This window comes from Psychrobacter cibarius, assembly GCA_030686115.1.
GTDB lineage: Bacteria > Pseudomonadota > Gammaproteobacteria > Pseudomonadales > Moraxellaceae > Psychrobacter > Psychrobacter cibarius_C.
In genome coordinates this window covers 3030688-3049748 of sequence record CP131612.1, presented here as the reverse complement: position 1 = coordinate 3049748, position 19061 = coordinate 3030688, and the positions used below count along the sequence as shown (strand labels likewise).

18 protein-coding genes are annotated in these 19061 nt (G+C 43.6%); 10 read left to right on the top strand and 8 right to left on the bottom strand.

The genetic code is table 11. The features are described from left to right. Positions 1-26: 26 nt before the first annotated feature. Positions 27-461, top strand: coding sequence for a hypothetical protein (locus tag Q6344_12960; GenBank protein WLG13495.1), 435 nt, complete (start codon positions 27-29; stop codon positions 459-461). Between the two features lie 109 nt (positions 462-570). Here the strand turns inward: Q6344_12960 and Q6344_12955 are convergent, their stop codons facing one another. Together Q6344_12955 and Q6344_12950 are read right to left on the bottom strand one after the other, a co-directional pair. Continuing rightward, positions 571-1659 carry a peptidoglycan bridge formation glycyltransferase FemA/FemB family protein gene (locus tag Q6344_12955; GenBank protein WLG13494.1) on the bottom strand — a complete coding sequence of 363 codons (1089 nt, stop codon included), beginning with the start codon at positions 1657-1659 and terminating at the stop codon, positions 571-573. 227 nt (positions 1660-1886) lie between these two features. Next, positions 1887-2510 carry a YceI family protein gene (locus Q6344_12950; GenBank protein WLG13493.1) on the bottom strand — a complete coding sequence of 208 codons (624 nt, stop codon included), beginning with the start codon at positions 2508-2510 and terminating at the stop codon, positions 1887-1889. Between the two features lie 467 nt (positions 2511-2977). Here Q6344_12950 and Q6344_12945 point away from each other — a divergent pair, with 467 nt between their 5' ends. Then, positions 2978-3259, top strand: coding sequence for a type B 50S ribosomal protein L31 (locus Q6344_12945; protein ID WLG13492.1), 282 nt, complete (start codon positions 2978-2980; stop codon positions 3257-3259). A gap of 138 nt (positions 3260-3397) precedes the next feature. On the opposite strand, the gene Q6344_12940 is transcribed toward Q6344_12945, so the two are convergent. The 4 genes from Q6344_12940 to Q6344_12925 form a co-directional block, all read right to left on the bottom strand. Beyond that, positions 3398-4246, bottom strand: a complete 849-nt coding sequence (locus Q6344_12940) for an SGNH/GDSL hydrolase family protein (protein WLG13491.1) — start codon at positions 4244-4246, stop codon at positions 3398-3400. A 4-nt stretch (positions 4247-4250) separates the two neighbouring features. Then, a complete protein-coding gene (locus tag Q6344_12935) occupies positions 4251-5648 on the bottom strand; it encodes a nicotinate phosphoribosyltransferase (GenBank protein ID WLG13490.1) in 1398 nt (465 codons plus the stop codon). A 133-nt stretch (positions 5649-5781) separates the two neighbouring features. After that, on the bottom strand, positions 5782-6831 hold the full coding sequence (locus Q6344_12930) for a bifunctional nicotinamide-nucleotide adenylyltransferase/Nudix hydroxylase (GenBank protein WLG13489.1): 1050 nt from the start codon (positions 6829-6831) through the stop codon (positions 5782-5784). 177 nt (positions 6832-7008) lie between these two features. After that, positions 7009-7968, bottom strand: a complete 960-nt coding sequence (locus Q6344_12925) for an alpha/beta fold hydrolase (protein ID WLG13488.1) — start codon at positions 7966-7968, stop codon at positions 7009-7011. An 859-nt stretch (positions 7969-8827) separates the two neighbouring features. On the opposite strand from Q6344_12925, the gene nfuA reads away from it, so the two are divergent. Further along, a complete protein-coding gene (nfuA, locus tag Q6344_12920; GenBank protein ID WLG13487.1) occupies positions 8828-9511 on the top strand; it encodes a Fe-S biogenesis protein NfuA in 684 nt (227 codons plus the stop codon). Between the two features lie 206 nt (positions 9512-9717). Next, entirely contained in the window at positions 9718-11034 is a 1317-nt protein-coding gene (locus Q6344_12915) for an aminotransferase class I/II-fold pyridoxal phosphate-dependent enzyme (protein ID WLG13486.1), read from the top strand. Positions 11035-11181: 147 nt separating this feature from the next. Here Q6344_12915 and Q6344_12910 read toward each other — a convergent pair whose 3' ends face one another. After that, positions 11182-12201 (bottom strand): adenosine kinase, encoded by a 1020-nt coding sequence (locus Q6344_12910; protein ID WLG13485.1) that lies wholly within the window; start codon positions 12199-12201, stop codon positions 11182-11184. Between the two features lie 54 nt (positions 12202-12255). Then, the gene (gene rsmI / locus Q6344_12905) at positions 12256-13224 is read right to left on the bottom strand and encodes a 16S rRNA (cytidine(1402)-2'-O)-methyltransferase (GenBank protein ID WLG13484.1); all 969 of its coding nucleotides are present in this window, start codon (positions 13222-13224) and stop codon (positions 12256-12258) included. 207 nt (positions 13225-13431) lie between these two features. Between rsmI and Q6344_12900 the strand changes: the two genes are divergently transcribed. From Q6344_12900 to hisG, 6 genes are all read left to right on the top strand, one after another. Beyond that, positions 13432-13869 carry a YraN family protein gene (locus Q6344_12900; protein WLG13483.1) on the top strand — a complete coding sequence of 146 codons (438 nt, stop codon included), beginning with the start codon at positions 13432-13434 and terminating at the stop codon, positions 13867-13869. A 216-nt stretch (positions 13870-14085) separates the two neighbouring features. Next, positions 14086-14916 carry a BON domain-containing protein gene (locus Q6344_12895; protein ID WLG13482.1) on the top strand — a complete coding sequence of 277 codons (831 nt, stop codon included), beginning with the start codon at positions 14086-14088 and terminating at the stop codon, positions 14914-14916. A 277-nt stretch (positions 14917-15193) separates the two neighbouring features. Then, positions 15194-16201, top strand: coding sequence for an alpha/beta hydrolase (locus tag Q6344_12890; GenBank protein WLG13481.1), 1008 nt, complete (start codon positions 15194-15196; stop codon positions 16199-16201). A 122-nt stretch (positions 16202-16323) separates the two neighbouring features. Then, positions 16324-16575 carry a BolA/IbaG family iron-sulfur metabolism protein gene (locus tag Q6344_12885; protein WLG13480.1) on the top strand — a complete coding sequence of 84 codons (252 nt, stop codon included), beginning with the start codon at positions 16324-16326 and terminating at the stop codon, positions 16573-16575. A 105-nt stretch (positions 16576-16680) separates the two neighbouring features. Further along, positions 16681-17949 carry a UDP-N-acetylglucosamine 1-carboxyvinyltransferase gene (gene murA, locus Q6344_12880; GenBank protein WLG13479.1) on the top strand — a complete coding sequence of 423 codons (1269 nt, stop codon included), beginning with the start codon at positions 16681-16683 and terminating at the stop codon, positions 17947-17949. A gap of 147 nt (positions 17950-18096) precedes the next feature. Continuing rightward, entirely contained in the window at positions 18097-18792 is a 696-nt protein-coding gene (gene hisG, locus Q6344_12875) for an ATP phosphoribosyltransferase (GenBank protein ID WLG13478.1), read from the top strand. Positions 18793-19061 lie beyond the last annotated feature (269 nt).

Below are 19061 nucleotides of genomic sequence, written 5' to 3'. Positions count from 1 at the left end.
ACAATCAAAATGACAAGGAAGTTATTATGAAACGTATGCTTATATTATCGGCTCTCACCGGTGTTTTAACGCTTACTGGTTGTACTACATTAAACAATGTATTCGGCAATGATGATTCTGGCATGCATGATGTACAAGCCACCAATAAAAATACCGCGCCAGTCGCGAGTAAAAACGGCATGTTAGTCGATGCAAGCAATCACATGACTTTATATACCTTTGACAAAGATGGGATGAACAAATCAGAGTGTGGTAGTGCCTGTCTAATTGCTTGGCCCGCATTTATGGCACCGAGTAATGCCAAAGCATCAGGGCAGTTTGCAGCATTTCAACGTGAAGATGGCAAGTATCAATGGGCGGTAAATGGTAAACCGTTATATTTCTATGCTAATGATACAAAGGTGGGCGATAAAGATGGTGACAATAAACTGGGCGTTTGGCATATCGTCAAAACCAAGTAAAGTAAGCCCATTGTCTACCGAAATGAAAGACAATTAGCATCAAAAAAGCAGCCATCGTAATGGCTGCTTTTTTATTGGCTTGAATGATTAGAATCGTAAAATAACGCGATCAAATATCTGCCAAAGCTTCAGCTTGTTCAGTCTCCAAGATAGTTTCTTTAGTAGGCTCTTTTCTATATAAAGGGAAAAAGTCGGAGCGTAAATCATTTTCGGTGAACCAGCTATCAGCGACTAATGCTGCGTATTTTGCTGGATTAACGACGAGTCTATAGGTTTTGAATAATAACTCTTGTGAGCTAAACCCTTTTTTATACTCGTATAAAGAATCTAGATTAGAGCCTACGCCGCCGCCAAGATGCAGTAATTTGTAATGATTGGTTCGGCCCCAATCACGAGCCACATGGGTAATGAGTTTGGAAGGTTGTAGATGGGTATAAGCGTTGAGCGTGCCTCCGAGATGAAATTGCATAATGCCCGATTCTTTACAGATTGTGTAGATAGAGGAACCAATGGCTTTATTATCCTGATAGGCAGTTATCAGTAGTATTCTGTCTTGCAGATTTTCGAGCAAATTAAAAAAGTAATCATCATCAAAGAAGTAGTACTGATCTGCCTTCACCTGCGCCATCGTTTCTTTATATATATTGGAAAATACCACTGCATTTTCTCTGGTTAAACGCTCAATTTTTGTCACTACATCCATTTTTAAGGCTTTTTTAATGCCTCTACGATGACGATTTTGAGTCTCGCTCCAGTGCTCCTCTTCAGATTTACTCAAGTCAGACATCAATGTCAATCCATGAGTGAGTGCTTTACCGACCGTTGGTAGCCACTCTTTATTTATGATTGGATGTAGTCGCATGAATAAAGACACACAGCCTTTTGCTAAGAGAAAGCCCCTTACTTCTGCCAATATTATGTCTAATTCGGCATCAGTGAGAGACTTATCCATGACAGGACCGCCGTAACCATAAGTAGAAGTCGCATCCCAATGCTCTGAGTCGAGTTCTCTTATAATGAGAGGCAAAAAGATCTTTTTATTGTTATAAGTGGCAATCACTCCTTGAGGAGTGCCTTTATCGACAATAGCTGACGCAGCAATCCAACCAGATAAGTGATAAATATCAAAGTGATAATCAGCGATGTTTTTATCCCAGTCTTTATTTATCTCGGCAAAGTCTACCTGTACTGTATCCATCTTTCTGCTCCCTCAGCGTTATGCTTTATATTCGTAAATCCGTATATATGAATATAACAATAAAAACTGAGGTTAACAAGCAAATGGAAAGTATTTATGCGATTTATTGAATATATATAAATGTCGAGTGAGTTGATTCATTATTGTCAAAAAAGCAGCCATTATGATGGCTGCTTTTTTTAGAGTACGTAGAGGAGGGGGCGATTTGTGCTTGGCTAAAATTAGACTTATTTAGATTTTTTGTTGGTTTGCGCTTTTTTCTCTATCAACTCACCATCGATTTGGATCGGGACACTGGTGGTAATGCCATCTGCGAAAGCTGTCATACCATAGGCTGCGCGATCAATATTACCCGTTGCACGGAAGCCAATAACTGGCTCTTTGGTAAGAGGACTGTTGGCGATTTTATTCAAAGTCACATCCAAAGTTAATGGTTTGGTTTGACCTAACATAGTAAAGTCACCTGTGACCTTGGCTTGTTGCGGATTTATAAATTTTACGTTGGTTGATTTAAAGGTCATGGTTGGATATTTGGCGACGTTAAAAAATTCAGCCTTTTTTAAATGCTCATCACGTGCATCCCAATTGGTGTCAATGCTATCGGTTGCAATGGTGAAGCTCATATTGGTTTTACTGGGTGCTTTAACATCGTAATTTACGACCCCTTTGACGTCGTTAAAATGACCCATGGTGGTCGAAAATCCTAAGTGATTGACAGAAAACCCCACACGGGTGTGCGAGTCGTCTAATTGCCATTGATTAGGTAATGCCGCACCTGCAACAGTAGTGAGTGCCAGTGCTGAACTGATAAGCAGGGCTTTTGCGCTATTCTTCATAACAGTATTTATCATTATATTGTCCTTAGTGAGTGTTTATAAATAGTGAGTGCTTGATTAATGAGGCGAAATAAGACGGTATCCATCATTATTGAAAAATGACAAATATTAAAAACAAATTATTAACTAAATCTAAACTTAAAATAATTATTGATTATTTAAACTAATTTGATATTATACTTACATAGCGTATACCTCTCAACAAAATAGAGATTTTGGTGACAACTTATCACATATATCACTCACAACTGCTGCTTGCGTCTAGCGGTAAAAACCGTTAAAATCGCGGTTTGATTTTCCCGCTGGGGAAAGGCTAAGTGAGCAGAGGAATGGTGTTGGGTGCTGGAATAAGCCAGTGACGCAGCTGCCATACTTATCAATGTCCCTTAGTGCCTCAGTTACGTATGTCATGACTTGTTTGACACATCGTCTAAGATGGTGTTCAAGAGTGCTATACATACATCGGACATAGAGAGTTTATTATGCGTAAAGATATCCATCCTAATTACCAAGAAGTTTTATTCCATGACACTAACGCTGACGTGTTTTTCTTAACTCGTTCAACCGTTAAAACCAAAACCACTCGTGAATACGAAGGGTCAGAATATCCATACTACCCACTTGATATCTCAAGTGCGTCGCATCCATTCTATACTGGCGAACAACGTAAAACTTCTACTGAAGGTCGTGTTGCTAGCTTCAACAAACGCTTTGGTGCATTTGGTGGCCGTAAGAAAGCTGCTGATACTGACGCTGCAGAATAATTCACACGTATTGAGTGATATTATTTTGGGCATGTGTTTTCTCAAACATGCACAGCTATAGTATTAAGAACAAAAAAACCGCTGACTATTCAGCGGTTTTTTTTGTTTAGATTTTTAGAATTAACGGCTCAATGGTTTTTAATCAGTCAACTCAGCATCGGAAAGGGAAGGGTTCAGTAACTGTATAATCAACTCTGACAATTGCTGCGCCCAATAGCCATACATGAGGCTGCTAGGATGAAAACCGTCACTGGCAAACATCACTTTGATATCGATTGGAGTACCGTTCGAATGCTCTGCTATCATTCGTGGAAAGTCAGTGGCCATGTAGGTGACACTATCATGAGCGGCGCAAACTTGCTGCAATATCTTATCAAGGATAGAGGCTTTAGCACCCACAAAGTTACTTAGCGGGGCAGGTATCGCAGGCATTTGTGCCATCGGCGGCAGGCTTAAAAAAATCAACTCTAGCACGCCAAATTTACGCTGAGCGATAGCAATGATATTTTCAATTTGCTGTTGCCATTTATCCACCGAGACTTTAGAGGTGGTGTCGTTAACGCCGACACTCAGCACCATCACATCAACAGGCTGGCTAGGCGCGGGTAGAACATAAAGCCTACGCAAGATATCAAAGCTGGTATGCCCCGTCGTCGCTTGCAATGACCAGTTCAGTATATCAAACTGATTTTGGATAGCAGACTGCTGCGTCAGAACAGGAATTAAGTTACCGACAAGCGCTTCTTGCTGCGTCTCACTACCGACGCCAGCCGCCGCCGAATCGCCAACGACCATTAGGTTTAATGTTCGCTTGTGCGCATCTTTTGGCGACTCAATCGCGTCATTTAATTGAACTTGCCCGTGCCTTTCACCATTTGGCTCAGGTAGACGTACCGTATCACGCTTAATTTTGCGCCCTTGATAAAGATAAATAGGAGCAAGCAGTACATCTCTTGCCACCGAGGCGATTTTATTGCTATTTATCATATTGCTACCATCCTGCACGCTCCCGAATAGTGGTGAGATTGTCTTCAATTAATAATTTACCATCGACATAAATATCACGCAGTAGGTTATCTGCGTCTGCAGCTAGGTCTTCAGCCTTGATGGTTTTTAGCTGTCCATTGTTGTTTTTGACCAGCGCCAAACGTCCCTTCTTTGAGCGTTTAGAGCGGCTGGTAATCGGGTCTTTATAGATGTCTGTCCATGTGCCATCGATAGAGATAGCGCTGGCTTTCATTGCCCAGCTCATGGTGTCGCGGTTGACTTGCTGTAATAGACCACCGCCCATACCAAAGGTCACATTCTCTGCGCTAAACCCTGCTTTCATGACCACATCAATGATCTTAGTTAAGCTTTGTGGGCTGATGCCATCCCCTTGGATGACACGTACATAATCAGGCAGCACTTTATAGCCTTTACTATTAATTGTCGTTCCAAATTTTACTGCCAAGCGCTCTAAGGCTTCGCGAACCACTTTGGCAGGCTCACCACTATCGGGTCGGATAACCAAAGTCCCGCCCATATTTTTGACGTCGTCTTTTAGGCTGCCGCCCCAAATATTATCAATGGCGTTCCATAAGTCATAGCTGTCAGAGACCACTGAGAAGCTTTTACCAGCGCCGCCAAACTGCTCAATCATATTGGTAAAAGCAGCGGTTTCGCCATCACGACCCCACGCGATCATGGTGCTATGCTCAGCGGCAGGAATAGAAAACGCGGGCATGTCCTTATCCATGTGATACCAGCGGCTGGCAGCCACCAACGCTGTCATCGAATCGGTTCCAGCAAAGTTCACTAAATGCGCTAAGCTGCCGAGCGCGACAGACTCTTGACTAGATGCCCCGCGCGAGCCGAAATCGTGCAAACGAAAAGTGAGCGATTCGGTATTGTCCGCAGATTTTTCTAACGCCTGACGAATAATGCCTTTGCAATAATGCGAGACACTAGCGACGGTTGATGGATACCAAATGGCACGGAGTAGCGCCGTTTCGATATAGCTTGGCAGCCAATAAAACTCTGGATCAGTATTGATAACTTGGCAGACCACATTGGATACTGGCACGATGCTACCTTCAGGTATGGCTTCGATGCGCAGTGGCATGTAGCCGCCATGTTTATCAACCAAACGCTCCCAGCCAGCACGGTTAAAGGTCAAACCGTGTGCTTGAATGACCATTTCGGCTTCATCAATGTCTTGATGAGTGATTGGCGTGCTTAGATATTCTTTAATAAAGGCTTGCAAGCCAAAGAACACCACATCGTAGTCGCCTTTACGCGCCTCAATATAGCTGGACAGGTACTCACTACCTTTTGGGTATTGCACCCAATGTGAGGTTTTGTAGCTGTCGCTATTTAGAATTAAATTGTTTAAATTGCTGGTATACATCACAGAACTCCTCTGCTTTGAGATGCCGTAGCTGCATTAATGAAAGAACAGTTACGGCGGTTAGCCCTTGCCGTCTATCAGCTTGGGCGTGGAAAAGTGTTAATGAAAAATCGGATAATCATCTGATAAAATCCTACAAACCAACCATTTTAGTAATGATCGCATAATGGTCTTCAAACATCATGGTGGCGTCAAGCTCAGCGAGTGGTAGCCAAAAAGCCGTGGCTGCATCGTCGCCGCCTTTCACTTTTGGCAAGCCTTTTGGGTCATTTTTAAGTTGAAAGTAAAAGGCTTGGGTAATTGTACGACCACGTGCTGAGCGATATGGGTCATCAAAGGTATGCTGACTATGACAAGAGCCGCGCAATACTGGTTCAGGGACTTTTAGGCGAGTCTCCTCACGTAGCTCACGGATACAGGCATCGAATAAGGTCTCTTTTGGATTCAAAAATCCGCCTGGTAATGCCCACAGTCCGCGCCCTGGCATGCTGCGGCGCTCAACCAATAGAATATGTCCTGACTGGACAATCAGAGCATCTGCTGTCATAAAGGTTGGTGGATAAGGCGCTGATTCCCACTGTCTTTTATATTTATCAATAAAGTCCGCTTCTTCGTGCAGATTTTGATATTCGTCTGTCTTTTTGAAGTCATTCAAAACCTTGCGCGTCGACTCAGGCGTGCGTTCAGGAGTCGGGGTCGCGCCCATTAGATAGCTATCACGAATTGGGGTGGCGGATAGATTGTGATAGCTCGGTACTGAGACGGACGCCCAGTTGGGGAATAGCGATAAATAATATGAGGAGCTGTCTTTGGAATGACCAATCAAGCCGATATCAGTTTGCAAATCACCAGTGACAGACTTCACGCCTGCTTGCACGTACTGTAGCCAGCGCGTGTCGTTGTAGAGTGCATCATCTAGAGCAACGCAGTGAATACGTGCTGCTTCTGCTGCTGAATATGCGCCTTTAATCATGGCAGCACGCTCAGCGACGCTGAATGGATTGCGTAAACTACGCGGTAAGTTAGCAGAGCCGATCAACATAATGACATTATCAGCACGCTTTAATGCTTCGTCGATAACCGCTTTATGTCCACGATGGAAGGGCTGGAAACGCCCGATAAAAACCAAATAACGATAGTGTTTATTGTCTTTAGCTGAACTTTGCTCTGATGATTCGCTCATATACGCCACTTTCCTACTACGGATATTTCATTGGTTAAAATTTATTGAGTAAAAAGTAATGACGCCAATACTGACACAGCCCATCACTCGCTGACAAGTATAAAGATGTTTAGAGGCGTGCGGTTTTTGGTTATAGTCCGTACCATGCTGTAGTTAGGCTACAACTGCACCGCTATTTTAACGGGCATGCTGCTCAATCCACGCGGTAACTGTTGGCCAAATCTCTGTCGCCGCATTGCGACTGATCATAATGCGGCTGTGCGTATAATCGTCCAAGTCTCCATGGCTGAGCGAGTATTCTCGAAAAATATTGGCAGGGTTTTTAAAGGGTTCAAAAAATAGCTGACAACCACAAGTAGGGGAGATGAAATTGTCGCCTTTTGCGCTGATAGCATAGATAGGTATCGTGATTTTTGGCATCTGTTGCCGGTAGTCTAAAGGTGCATCATCAGCGGTGCATGTATCCATGCTGGTTGTCTTAAATGTACGTTGCTTAAGAAAACTGCTGTTAAAGTTCTTTTGTAGATTCCAGTCGTACCACTGGTTCATCATATGATAGCTTTCATTAAAAGGTCCTAGCTTGATTTTTTTAGCAGGGATATAGCCAACCATCCGCGTGAATAATTTTGCTACAAGAATTTTAGTATGATTTATCGGATTTATTGCAGCGCCATAAGCTTGGCAGGCAAACATGCTGGCACTATTAATTTTATCGATATAGCAGGGATGCTGGATCAAAAACATCGTTAAACCAACCCCGCCGCCGCTGTGGGTGACGCAATGTAGATTATCGAGTTTTAATTCCTCAAAAAGATAGCGAAAAGTCGCTTCATAGTCATAGGTTGCAACCGTTTCGAAGTTGAATTTTTCTTTGGGTATTGAGCTTGCGCCATGACCGCGCCATTCCATGATGTAGCAATGATGACCGAGGCGGGCTAGATACTCAGCGATTTTCAGACAGGTTTGTTTGTCCGAAAACGTGCCGTGCGTCAAAAATATGTTTTGCGATTTTATGGCAAAGGTATTGGTGGTAGAGGTATCGCTCTTTGTTTCGTCTTTTGTATTATCCACAATCTTCCAAACGGCGATTTGTTCGTCGTCTTTGGTCGTTACTAGATTCAGTGTTTGTGTCATCATAAGATTGATTCAACTAAAATATGAAGTTTCTGCTAGCTTAAATGTAATGTTTAACAATGAAAATTATAGTAATAAATATAAAGATGCTAAAAAATTGCGTTATAAAATAACGTTTGAACATCCTCTTTTCTTCGATATCTAAGCGATCTCTATAGTCAATATAAAAGAATATCAACTGGAGTAATGGATTACGAAAAAATACCAACGCTACATGAATTTTGATATAGCGAGACATAATTTCTTTTACAGCTTTGGTATAGTCAACACCCTCCGGTACTAAAAGCGCGACGACTATAATAAGGGCAACAAGAATGCCTAATATAATGATCAATAAGTAAACCTATAAGAAGATATTTAGGACAATACACTTTACCTTGTAAATAGATCTAAAACTAGCGCTAGAAAATAGCAAGCATGATAAGTGCTTTGGTTGTATGGTTTCACACAGTGTTAGACATGCCGTAGCATTCGGAAGAAAGTAGGTGGTTAGTTAGTGTTCTAGGTGCTTGATAATCACGGTAGCTGTCTTTATATAGTAGGGGATATATCAATCATTAGATAAGCGCTATTTATCGTAACTATTTCGTCATTGTTAATAAAGCATTAATAAAACCGATAGCAGTCATTTGTGAGCATTTTGGTTTAATTCACAGTAGCGCAGTCGGAATTGTCGTCTGAGTACGTTATAATAGCTGCTATAAATTGAGCAAAATGTTATAACAACGGCAGTCCGCATTTTAATACAACAGACCGTAATGATTGATAGCCCGCATAACTTATACCCGCTACCTAATTTTAAATTCACGACACAGTAGCCATGACAGATATAGCGTTTGTGTCATAACGCATAGGACATATTATGAGTGAGCACAACCAAGCTGAGAGCCAACTAGACCAGTCAGCAGACTATGAATCAGCGCTAGATACTGAGCAAACTGTAGCAAAGAGCAATATTACTATTACTGAGTCAGCCCAAAGCTACTTAGCAGATTTGTTATCCAAGCAGGATACCGATGGTATCGGCGTGCGTATTTTCGTTGAGCATCCAGGTACGCCGCGTGCAGAGTGCTGTATGGCTTATAACCAACCGGGCGAAGAGGATAGCGCTGACCTGCGTTTTACGTATGACAGTTTTTCTGCCTTTATCGAAGCGGCGTCTGTTCCTTATTTAGAGGATGCGGTGATTGATTATAATAAAGACCGTTTTGGTGGTCAGCTGACTTTCCGTGCACCAAACTCTAAAGTACCTAAAGTGGGTGCGGATGCCAGTGTCGAAGAGCGTATCAACTACGTATTGCAGTCAGAGATTAATCCCGGTCTGGCCGCCCATGGTGGTGACGTACAGTTGCTTGAGCTGATTGATGAAGAAGGCGTTGGTCTGACTGCGGTCTTGAAATTCGGTGGTGGTTGCCAAGGCTGTTCAGCCGTTGACATGACCTTACGTCAAGGCGTTGAAGTGCAGCTGAAACAACAAATTCCAGAGCTGACCCAAGTGATTGATGAAACCGATCATACCCGTACCGAAAACGCTTACTATAAATAGAAATCTCAGTAAAAGCCAAAGCGTTAAGTAATATCTGAAGAGTTATTTTAATTAAAAAGCCAAGTTTTGATGAACTTGGCTTTTTTTATTGCTATGATTTGGTAAATTGTTTTTTAGCTGAATTTTCAGTGGTAGATTGTTAATTAATAATTTGTTGATTAGTCATTTATTGATTAATAACTTTTATCGAAATAAAGGAATATATAATGAGTGACGAACAAGCAGCCCAAAAATCAGCGACTCCTCAACGTCTTGAGACCTTGGCGATTCACGCCGGTTACAGCGTTGAGCCAACGACCAAAGCGGTCGCAGTGCCCATTTATCACACCAGCTCGTACGCCTTTGATAACACTCAGCATGGTGCTGATTTGTTTGATCTAAAAGTTGCAGGCAATATTTATACCCGTATTATGAACCCTACCAATGCCGTGTTGGAGGAACGCGTCGCGGCACTCGAAGGCGGTATCGGTGCCCTTGCAGTAGCATCTGGCATGGCAGCCATTACTTATGCGATTCAAACCATCTGTGAAGCGGGCGATAATATCGTTGCTGTGTCGACCTTGTATGGCGGTACTTATAATTTGTTTGCCCATGCATTGCCGCGTCAAGGTATCGAAGTCCGCTTCTTTGATCACAAAAACCCTGAGGCGATTCGTGATTTGATTGATGACAAAACCAAAATGGTCTTTGCCGAAAGCATAGGTAATCCATTAGGCAACATCGTTGATATTCAGGCATTAAGTGATATCGCACATGAATATGGTGTGCCAGTCGTGATTGATAGTACGGTTGCGACGCCTGCGTTATGTCGTCCTTTTGAGTTTGGTGCGGATATCGTGATTCATTCATTGACCAAATACATGAGTGGTACGGGAACCTCGATTGGTGGTGCGATTGTCGATAGTGGTAAATTCGCATGGGGCGACTATCCTGAGCGTTTTCCCTTATTGAACACGCCAGATCATAGTTATCACGGTGTGAACTTTGTCAAAGATGTCGGTGCAGCAGCCTTTATCGCTCGTGCTCGTGTGGCACCGCTGCGTAATACTGGCGCGGCACTTAGCCCGCTCAATGCTTTTGGTATTTTGCAGGGCATGGAGACATTGAGTCTACGTATGGAGCGCCATGTACAGAACGCCCAAGCCGTTGCAGAATATCTACGTGACCATGATAAAGTTGCCTGGGTAAAGTATGCGGGTTTACCGGATCATCCTGAGCACGAGCTTGCCAAAAAATACATGAAAGGTACGCCATCTGCTATTTTAACCTTTGGGGTGAAGGGTGGCTTGGAAGCTGGTGCTCGCTTTATCGATGCGCTGCAATTGATTACTCGCTTGGTCAATATCGGTGATGCCAAATCACTAGCCTGTCATCCAGCGACGACGACGCATCGTCAGCTCAATGAGCAAGAGCTCGAAAATGCGGGTGTGAGCACTGATATGGTACGTCTATCAATTGGTATCGAGCACATCGAAGATATCAAAGCGGATCTTGCGCAAGCATTAGCCTCGGCTGAGTATTAAACGCTTTTTATTGAACTGAGCAATGTGAACTGAGCAATGTGAACTGAGCAATGTGAATTGAATAACTTGTCTCATAATTAATAATAAAAAAGCCCATATCGATTGATATGGGCTTTTTTATTATCGGCAATGACAGATTTTTATAAGCTAAGCAGATAGTACACGCTTTGCAATATCTCTATAATCTTGTGAGGCTAACCGTGGTCCAAACTGTTGAATCACCTGCGCCGCCACTACGCTGGCAAGACGACCACATTCAGGCAAGCTATAGTGCTGCGACAACGCGTATAAAAATGCTCCTGCGTAATTATCACCGGCACCGTTGGTATCAATGACATTAGTAACGATTGGTGTAGCAACTTCATAAATCTCAATTTCTGATTTATCATCAGCTTTATGGGCGATCGTTGCACCATTGGCACCATCAGTGACCACTGCCGTTTGGCAGTACTCAAGCAGTGCGCGTGCGGCTGCCTTGACTTGTTTTTTGTCTGTAAAGAGCTTGGCTTCCTCACTATTACAGAATATCACTGCCACTTTATTGCCCAGCATATTGAGTAAACCGTCTTTGGCAAACTTCACCACGGCAGGATCAGCAAAACTTACGGCAATTTTTGCAGAATGAATCCCTGCTTGTTGACGCAACTGAGTCATGGCAGCCTGAATACTCTCAGTCATGGCCAAGTAGCCTTCTATATATAACCAGTCAGCTTGTGTCAGCGCGTCAAAATCGACATTTTCTGCGGTGATTTCGCTTGAAGTGCCGAGATAAGTTTGCATGGTACGCTCGCCATCTTCGGTCACTGCGACCACACATGAACCCGTTACTCCGCCTGCATGGATAGATTTCTCTGAAGTTGCAACACCTGCTTCATGTAAGTCTTTGAGATAAAACTCGCCTTGTTGATCGTCACCGACGCGGCACGCATAAAATGGCTTGCCGCCTAAACTGGCAAAGGTATACATCGTATTAGCCGCTGAGCCACCACCAGCCTGCTTTGATGGTGCAATTTCTGCCAGTTTAAAATACGCCAATAATTGCTGTTGCTCGTCGATACCTGCCAGCGTCATATTGCCTTTGGTCAAATCAGTCTCTTCTAGCGCCGCATCTGACAATACATATTCATGGTCAACCAATGCGTTGCCTATCGCCATTACATTGTACATTGCTCACTTCTCCTCAATGGGTTTATAACTGTCTGTAATATTAATATCCAAAAATTATTCAGCTTGTAGCTCAAGTAAGCGCTGATATAGCGCATTCTTTTTGACGCCAGTGATATCAGCGCCCAATGCAGCGGCTTTTTTAACCGATAAGTCCTCAAGCAAGCGCTGCAATAATTTATCATGAATACTGATGTCATCCGCATCCTGCGCCACATTCACGCCAGCGACGACCACGACTATCTCACCGCGCTGTTGATTGTCATCAGCTTTGACAAATTCCACCAAATCCCCAAGGGTGCTTTTATGGACAGTTTCAAAGGTCTTAGTCAATTCACGGCAAAACGTCACTTCACGATCTGCGCCAAATACCGCCGCCATGTCTTCTAAACTGGCGATAATACGGTGCGGTGCTTCATAAAATATCAGCGTTTCAGTACGTGTGTTTAGAGCGGTAAGCTGTTTTTGGCGACCGTGGGTTTTGGCGGGTAAAAACCCAATAAAGCTAAAGCGGTCTGAGGGCAATCCTGCGACTGACAGTGCAGCAATGGCAGCAGAGGCACCAATGATAGGAGAGACTCTAACGCCTGCGGCATGAGCGGCCTGTACCAGTTGATAACCTGGGTCACTTATGAGTGGCGTACCGGCATCACTAATCAAAGCAACCGAATGACCTTGCTCGATCATCTCGATAATTTTGGGTGTTTGAATGGCACTATTGTGCTCATGATATGCCCAAAGCTTGTTATGACCTTTTTGCTTGGTCACGGTATCAGCGTCTGTCACGTTATTATCGGTATTATTTTTAGTGTTGGGAGCTTCTGACTCTTTTTCGTCGTCGGCTTTACTGCCTTTGGTATCAATGCCAAAATGCGACAATAGCTTACCTGAAGTACGGGTGTCTTCACAGGCAATGATGGCGACTTGCTTTAAAACGTCAATGGCATGCGGCGTCATATCGCTCATATTGCCAATCGGCGTGGCAACGATATATAGACAAGCTGGCATCGCGGTAGGGCTAGACATGAAAACCTCGGAGTATTAAAAGCGGGAATTAAAATATAATGTGGCGAGCTGACTGAAAAAACTGGTTAATAACAAATGCAAAAGTGCTTCATCAAATAGGGCTTAAGCAAAGCATAAAACACCATGCCAGCATCTGCACGCGAAAGTGGCTAGTTTAGCATGATGTGCTATGATAATTCTGAAATGTTAATAAGACCAATCGACCTTATGTGCAGTCATAAACCTTTGAACCTCACTTCACCAAAGCAGCGCCAAGGCAGTCTGTTCGAGCAGCAGGCGTGTGAGTTTTTACAATCGCAAGGATTGATTTTGATTGCCCAAAATTGGCAGCAGCCCAAAGTGGGTGAGCTGGATTTGATTATGCTGGAGACAGGTTCAGCATGGTCGACACTGGTATTCATTGAAGTGCGTCAACGGCAGTGTTCAGGTTTTGGTGGTGCTGCACTGAGCGTGACGGCAAGCAAACAACGTAAAGTGATTAAAACGGCGCAATATTTTTTGCAACAGCATCCTGAGTATGAGGATTATGACTGCCGGTTTGATGTCATCGCTTATGATACGGTAGGTAATCATATTAAGACCAGTGGTCAAAACATAGAAAATCAACCACAATGGCTCAAAGGTGCTTTTATAGCAGATACGTGATATTAGGATGCAAAAGCAATCTAACTAGAAGGTAGTAAGTACTTATCATCGAGTGAGCGTTACCAAAAACCTAACCGCTGATAGTAAAAATTAAGTAAAGTAGCTAAGTTGTTATTAACTGAATTAACAATTGTCAAAACAAACGTTACTAGATTAAAACTGGCTCAATCAATTGACTTTATACGATCGTCACACTCATGTTCTAAGAGGTAAATCATGACACGGATGCATTTGCGCACTGCTATTTTTGGCTCATCACGCCGCACCGCGATAGGCGTCATGCTAATGACCAGCATCGTCACTACGGGCTGTACCACCAATTATTTGACCAACAGTACAGAAGGTACGTATGGTGTGCCGATGACAGAGCGTACCATTCCGCAGCGACTACTGGATCGCAGTATTGAACATACCGTCAAAATCAATGTTTATGGGTTAAAAGAAGACCTGCAACAAACCAGCCGTATGGGTATTGATAGCTTTAATAGTGAAGTGTTATTGACAGGCGAAGTACCGACTGAGGCCATCAAAGTAGAAGTCGAAAAAGTCGTCAGCTCTATGCCAGATGTGCGTCATGTCTATAATGAGCTAAACGTCAGCGCGTCTAAAGGCTATAGCTCGACGGTTCATGATGGATATATCACCTCAAAGCTGCTGGCAAAAGTCGCCGCGAGTGATGGCGTCAAAGCCTCACAGATCAAAGCCGTGACCAATGATGGTGTGGTTTATATTATGGGACGTATGACACCGACTCAGCAGAGTCACCTAATCGATATTGCCAATAGCACCGTTGGTGTGACTGAGCTGGTGCTGCTGACGACCGTCGTTGATGACAGGGGCGTAAAGATAAGTAAAGACGACATTATGTCTGAAAATAACTTGGTAAATCCTGCTTCAGCGCCAGTCGTTGTGGATGCTGCTAGCGTTAATAATTCTGAAGCGCCAGCGTCCGTTGGCACATCGATTCCTATCGTCGTGACCGAAGATGGCACAACCGTTGAGCAACCGTCATCAAGCCCATACATAGACCTGTATCAAGATCCGTAAAAAGTGTTCTAAAACACAGCTGTTATTTATTAATAAAACAAAAAAACAGTGGCTAAATAGCTTGTAGGGTAAGCTATTTGCCCCGTCAGTTTAAACCGTGTTTAATGACAAGAAACCTAAACACTGTTAACAGGAAAAACACGAGAACTTCTGAGCCAGCCAGTAAGATATAAAAAGCGAAGAAATAGACAAGACAGTATTAGCGCTTATTTTATAAAAGGGCTGTCTCAACGCTATTACTTTTGATCCATGTATAAATATAATAGGGATACTGGCAATGAAGGATGCAAACAAGCGCTTAGAATATAATAAAAGCCGTCAAAAAATAATTAATGAAAGCATGATTAATAATACTGCTAGCAAAGTAGGCATTCTAAAATTCACAGGTGTCGCCGCCTTAGCACTGGGTAGTGTTGCCCTAGCCACCCAGAATGCGCAAGCTCTATCGCCACTGGCTATCGTCAATGGCATTACTGCTAGTGGCGGCGTTGGCGTCAGCAAAAATATTCTCTATGGTGATGAGCCCGATCAAGATTTGGATATTTATTATCCCAAGCCATTAGCACAAGCGATGAAAGCCCAAAGCGCCATCAATGATGGTGCGATTAATGATAGCTATCCGATGGTGGTGTTTGTCCACGGTGGCTCATGGGAGAGTGGTAATAAAGAACAGTATGCCTTTGTCGGTCAGAGTTTGGCGCAAGCAGGTTATGTCACCGCCGTAATTAATTATCGTAAAGCGCCTGAGCATGTGTACCCTGATTATGTCAAAGATACGGCGCAAGCGATTGCTTGGAGTATCAATAATGCTCCGAGCTTACATGCTGATCCTAAACGCTTGGCGGTAATTGGACATTCTGCTGGTGCATTTAACGTGGTTGCAGCGGTCGCCAATGAAGATTTTTTAGCGCCTTATGGTATTAAGCCAAAGGATATTACTGCGGTCGTGGGTATTGCTGGCCCTTATAGTTATGACTTCCGTAAATTTGATAGCGCCACCGCCTTTGCTGCTGATGCTACGCCAGACGAGGTCATGCCAGACCGTCAAATCAAAGGTGAGCAGCCCCCGTATTTATTGTTGACTGCCGAAAAAGACAAAGTAGTGTACGCGACCAATACGATTAAAATGACCAAAGCGTTGCAAGAGGCGGGCGTCACCGTAGAAAATGGTGAAATAAAAGGTGCCAGTCATGCGACCAGTATTGGTGCGATGGCACCGCCGCTACGTTGGGTCAATGATGTACGCGCGCAAGTACTGACGTACTTGGATAAAATGCTCAAATAATGGACGGCAATCAGAAGTTAGGTGCAGTTGCGTAAGACAGTACTGTAAGATGCTTAAACTCTTGTTATAATGTCGTCACTTTAAATCTATACCCTATCTGACACTTTAAGGCAGAATATTCTATGAGCATGAACGCTGACGATTTGATTGCATTTTTACAGACTCACTTCCCAGACGCTTTTATTCAAGCTGCCAATCAAGGTAATAAGTTTGATGTACGCGTGGTTGATGCCAGCTTTGAAGGTAAGCGTGCCGTGCAACGTCAGCAGGCGATTTATGCATTAGTCAATGATAAGATCGCCAGTGGCGATATTCATGCGCTCAATATTCAAGCGCTGACGCCTGCTGAATGGGACGTTCAATCCAAAGGCTAGACCGTTATACATATGATTTGGCTTATTAGACTGGCTATTATATTGGCTGGGTGTGATTGGTCTGATTTTCACTATTTTAATACTCATCGTTAGGTTGTCACTTCTATGGATCAATTTTTAATCACTGGTAGTAGTCGTATCGCAGGGGAAGTTACTATCTCAGGCGCCAAAAATGCTGCTTTGCCGTTACTTGCCGCTATGATATTGGCCGAGACGCCAACGACATTGCACAATGTGCCATCGTTACAAGATGTGCGGACCTTGATTGAATTGATCGGTGGCATGGGTATCAAAATCCAAAAGCAGGACGATACTGTCACCTGCGATACCAAGAATATCGATAATTTCTATGCACCGTATGATTTAGTAAAGACCATGCGCGCCTCGATTTTAGTGCTTGGACCATTGCTGGCACGTTTTGGTGAGGCAGAAGTGTCATTGCCCGGCGGCTGTGCCATTGGTTCACGTCCTGTTGACCAACACCTAAAAGCCTTTGAGGCGATGGGTGCTGAGATTAGTGTCGAAAATGGTTACGTAAAAGCACAAGCGCCAAAAGGCGGTAAGCTGATTGGCTGTAACTACTCTTTTGATATGATTACCGTGGGCGGTACTGAAAACGTCATTATGGCAGCCGCACTTGCCAAAGGTACGACCGTTTTAGGTAATTGTGCCCTTGAGCCAGAAGTCGTTGATTTGGCCAATATGTTGGTCGCGATGGGCGCTAAAATCAGCGGTATCGGCACTTCGATTATGACCATCGAAGGTGTCGAGCGCTTACATGGCTGTGAGTATTCAGTGGTACCAGACCGTATCGAAACAGGCTCTTACCTTGCTGGTGCACTCATGACGCGTGGCGATGTGTTGACTAAAAACACCTCTGCGCTATTACTAACACCTGTGTTAGAAAAATTCGAAGATATGGGTGCCATTATTACCACTGGTGATGGTTGGATTCGTGCGCAGATGAAAGGTCGCCCTAAAGCGGTTGATATCCGTACTCAGCCGCATCCAGGTTTCCCGACCGATATGCAAGCGCAGGTCATGGCTATTGCGTGTCTGGCGGATGGTACGAGTACCTTTATCGAAAATATCTTTGAAAACCGCTATATGCATGTCCCTGAGCTTAATCGTCTAGGCGCTTCTATCCAAGTAGATGGTCATACGGCCGTAGTAAAAGGCGTCGAAAACTTCACTGCTGCCCCTGTGATGGCGACTGATTTACGTGCGTCTATGTCATTGGTGATGGCAGCGGCAACTGCTGAAGGTGAAAGTTTAATCGACCGCATTTATCATATCGATCGTGGTTATGAGCATGTCGAAGAAAAGCTGCGTGCGCTTGGGGTCAATATCGAACGTATCAATACTAACGACTAATATCGATTTACTTATCAAATCCATGACCTCAATGATTGATACGATTGGCGTTGATATGAATAGCGTAGTAGTCTAGCACTATTAGTAACCTACCACTAAAAGCCCCCTTCAGCGGGGGTGTTAACTGCATATGGACACAATGTCATTATGACTGAAGCAAGCAATAGCCTACCAAATGATGGTTTATTAAATGAAGTAAATGATGAGTTTTCAGGCTTAACACTGGCCTTATCAAAAGGTCGTATTCTAGAAGAGACCATGCCACTGCTACGCGCAGCTGGTGTTGAGTTATTAGAAGATCCTGAAGCCTCACGCAAACTTATTTTTCCAACCTCAAACCCCAATGTGCGTGTATTGATTTTGCGTGCCAGTGATGTGCCAACCTACGTTGAGCATGGTGCGGCTGACTTTGGGGTGGCGGGTAAAGATGTGTTGCTTGAACATGGTGCCAACCATGTCTATGAATTGCTTGATTTGCAAATTGCTCAGTGTAAGTTGATGACAGCTGGCGTGAAAGATGCGCCGCTACCCAATCGTCGCCTACGTATTGCGACCAAATACGTCAATGTTGCCCGCGCTTACTTTGCCAGCCAAGGTCAGCAAGTGGATGTGATTAAACTGTATGGCTCTATGGAGCTTGCGCCGTTGGTCGGATTGGGTGATTTGATCGTCGATGTGGTTGATACAGGTAATACGTTGCGCGCCAACGGTCTTGAAGCACGCGATCATATTTGCGATGTGTCCTCACGCCTTATCGTCAATCAAGTGAGCTACAAGCGTAAATTTGCGTTACTTGAGCCGATTTTAGATAGTTTCAAAAACAGTATTGCCAGCGCTTCATAAATTAATTCCTAATGAATCAATGTCTTATCAATCGATACTAATCATTGGTAATCTCAAGCATTGTCATACAAATTTTTAAACCAGTTTAGCGCTATAAGATAGATATAGCGTGCTAAACTGGTTTTGTTGTATTTGCTTGCCAGAAAGTATGAGGTTAGTATAATCTGAACAAACTAAATATATAGAAACTGGTATATCAGCCATCACAATTATTATTAATACTCAAGACCCCTCATTTTTACGTCGCTAATTTTCAGCAGTCTTTTATG

Excerpts from the sequence above, each read along its gene's own strand:
- Q6344_12960 (WLG13495.1), top strand. The coding sequence starts at position 27 with ATGAAACGTATGCTTATATTATCGGCTCTCACCGGTGTTTTAACGCTT.
- Q6344_12955 (WLG13494.1), bottom strand. The coding sequence starts at position 1,659 with ATGGATACAGTACAGGTAGACTTTGCCGAGATAAATAAAGACTGGGAT.
- Q6344_12950 (WLG13493.1), bottom strand. The coding sequence starts at position 2,510 with ATGATAAATACTGTTATGAAGAATAGCGCAAAAGCCCTGCTTATCAGT.
- Q6344_12945 (WLG13492.1), top strand. The coding sequence starts at position 2,978 with ATGCGTAAAGATATCCATCCTAATTACCAAGAAGTTTTATTCCATGAC.
- Q6344_12940 (WLG13491.1), bottom strand. The coding sequence starts at position 4,246 with ATGATAAATAGCAATAAAATCGCCTCGGTGGCAAGAGATGTACTGCTT.
- Q6344_12935 (WLG13490.1), bottom strand. The coding sequence starts at position 5,648 with ATGTATACCAGCAATTTAAACAATTTAATTCTAAATAGCGACAGCTAC.
- Q6344_12930 (WLG13489.1), bottom strand. The coding sequence starts at position 6,831 with ATGAGCGAATCATCAGAGCAAAGTTCAGCTAAAGACAATAAACACTAT.
- Q6344_12925 (WLG13488.1), bottom strand. The coding sequence starts at position 7,968 with ATGATGACACAAACACTGAATCTAGTAACGACCAAAGACGACGAACAA.
- nfuA (WLG13487.1), top strand. The coding sequence starts at position 8,828 with ATGAGTGAGCACAACCAAGCTGAGAGCCAACTAGACCAGTCAGCAGAC.
- Q6344_12915 (WLG13486.1), top strand. The coding sequence starts at position 9,718 with ATGAGTGACGAACAAGCAGCCCAAAAATCAGCGACTCCTCAACGTCTT.
- Q6344_12910 (WLG13485.1), bottom strand. The coding sequence starts at position 12,201 with ATGTACAATGTAATGGCGATAGGCAACGCATTGGTTGACCATGAATAT.
- rsmI (WLG13484.1), bottom strand. The coding sequence starts at position 13,224 with ATGTCTAGCCCTACCGCGATGCCAGCTTGTCTATATATCGTTGCCACG.
- Q6344_12900 (WLG13483.1), top strand. The coding sequence starts at position 13,432 with ATGTGCAGTCATAAACCTTTGAACCTCACTTCACCAAAGCAGCGCCAA.
- Q6344_12895 (WLG13482.1), top strand. The coding sequence starts at position 14,086 with ATGACACGGATGCATTTGCGCACTGCTATTTTTGGCTCATCACGCCGC.
- Q6344_12890 (WLG13481.1), top strand. The coding sequence starts at position 15,194 with ATGAAGGATGCAAACAAGCGCTTAGAATATAATAAAAGCCGTCAAAAA.
- Q6344_12885 (WLG13480.1), top strand. The coding sequence starts at position 16,324 with ATGAGCATGAACGCTGACGATTTGATTGCATTTTTACAGACTCACTTC.
- murA (WLG13479.1), top strand. The coding sequence starts at position 16,681 with ATGGATCAATTTTTAATCACTGGTAGTAGTCGTATCGCAGGGGAAGTT.
- hisG (WLG13478.1), top strand. The coding sequence starts at position 18,097 with ATGACTGAAGCAAGCAATAGCCTACCAAATGATGGTTTATTAAATGAA.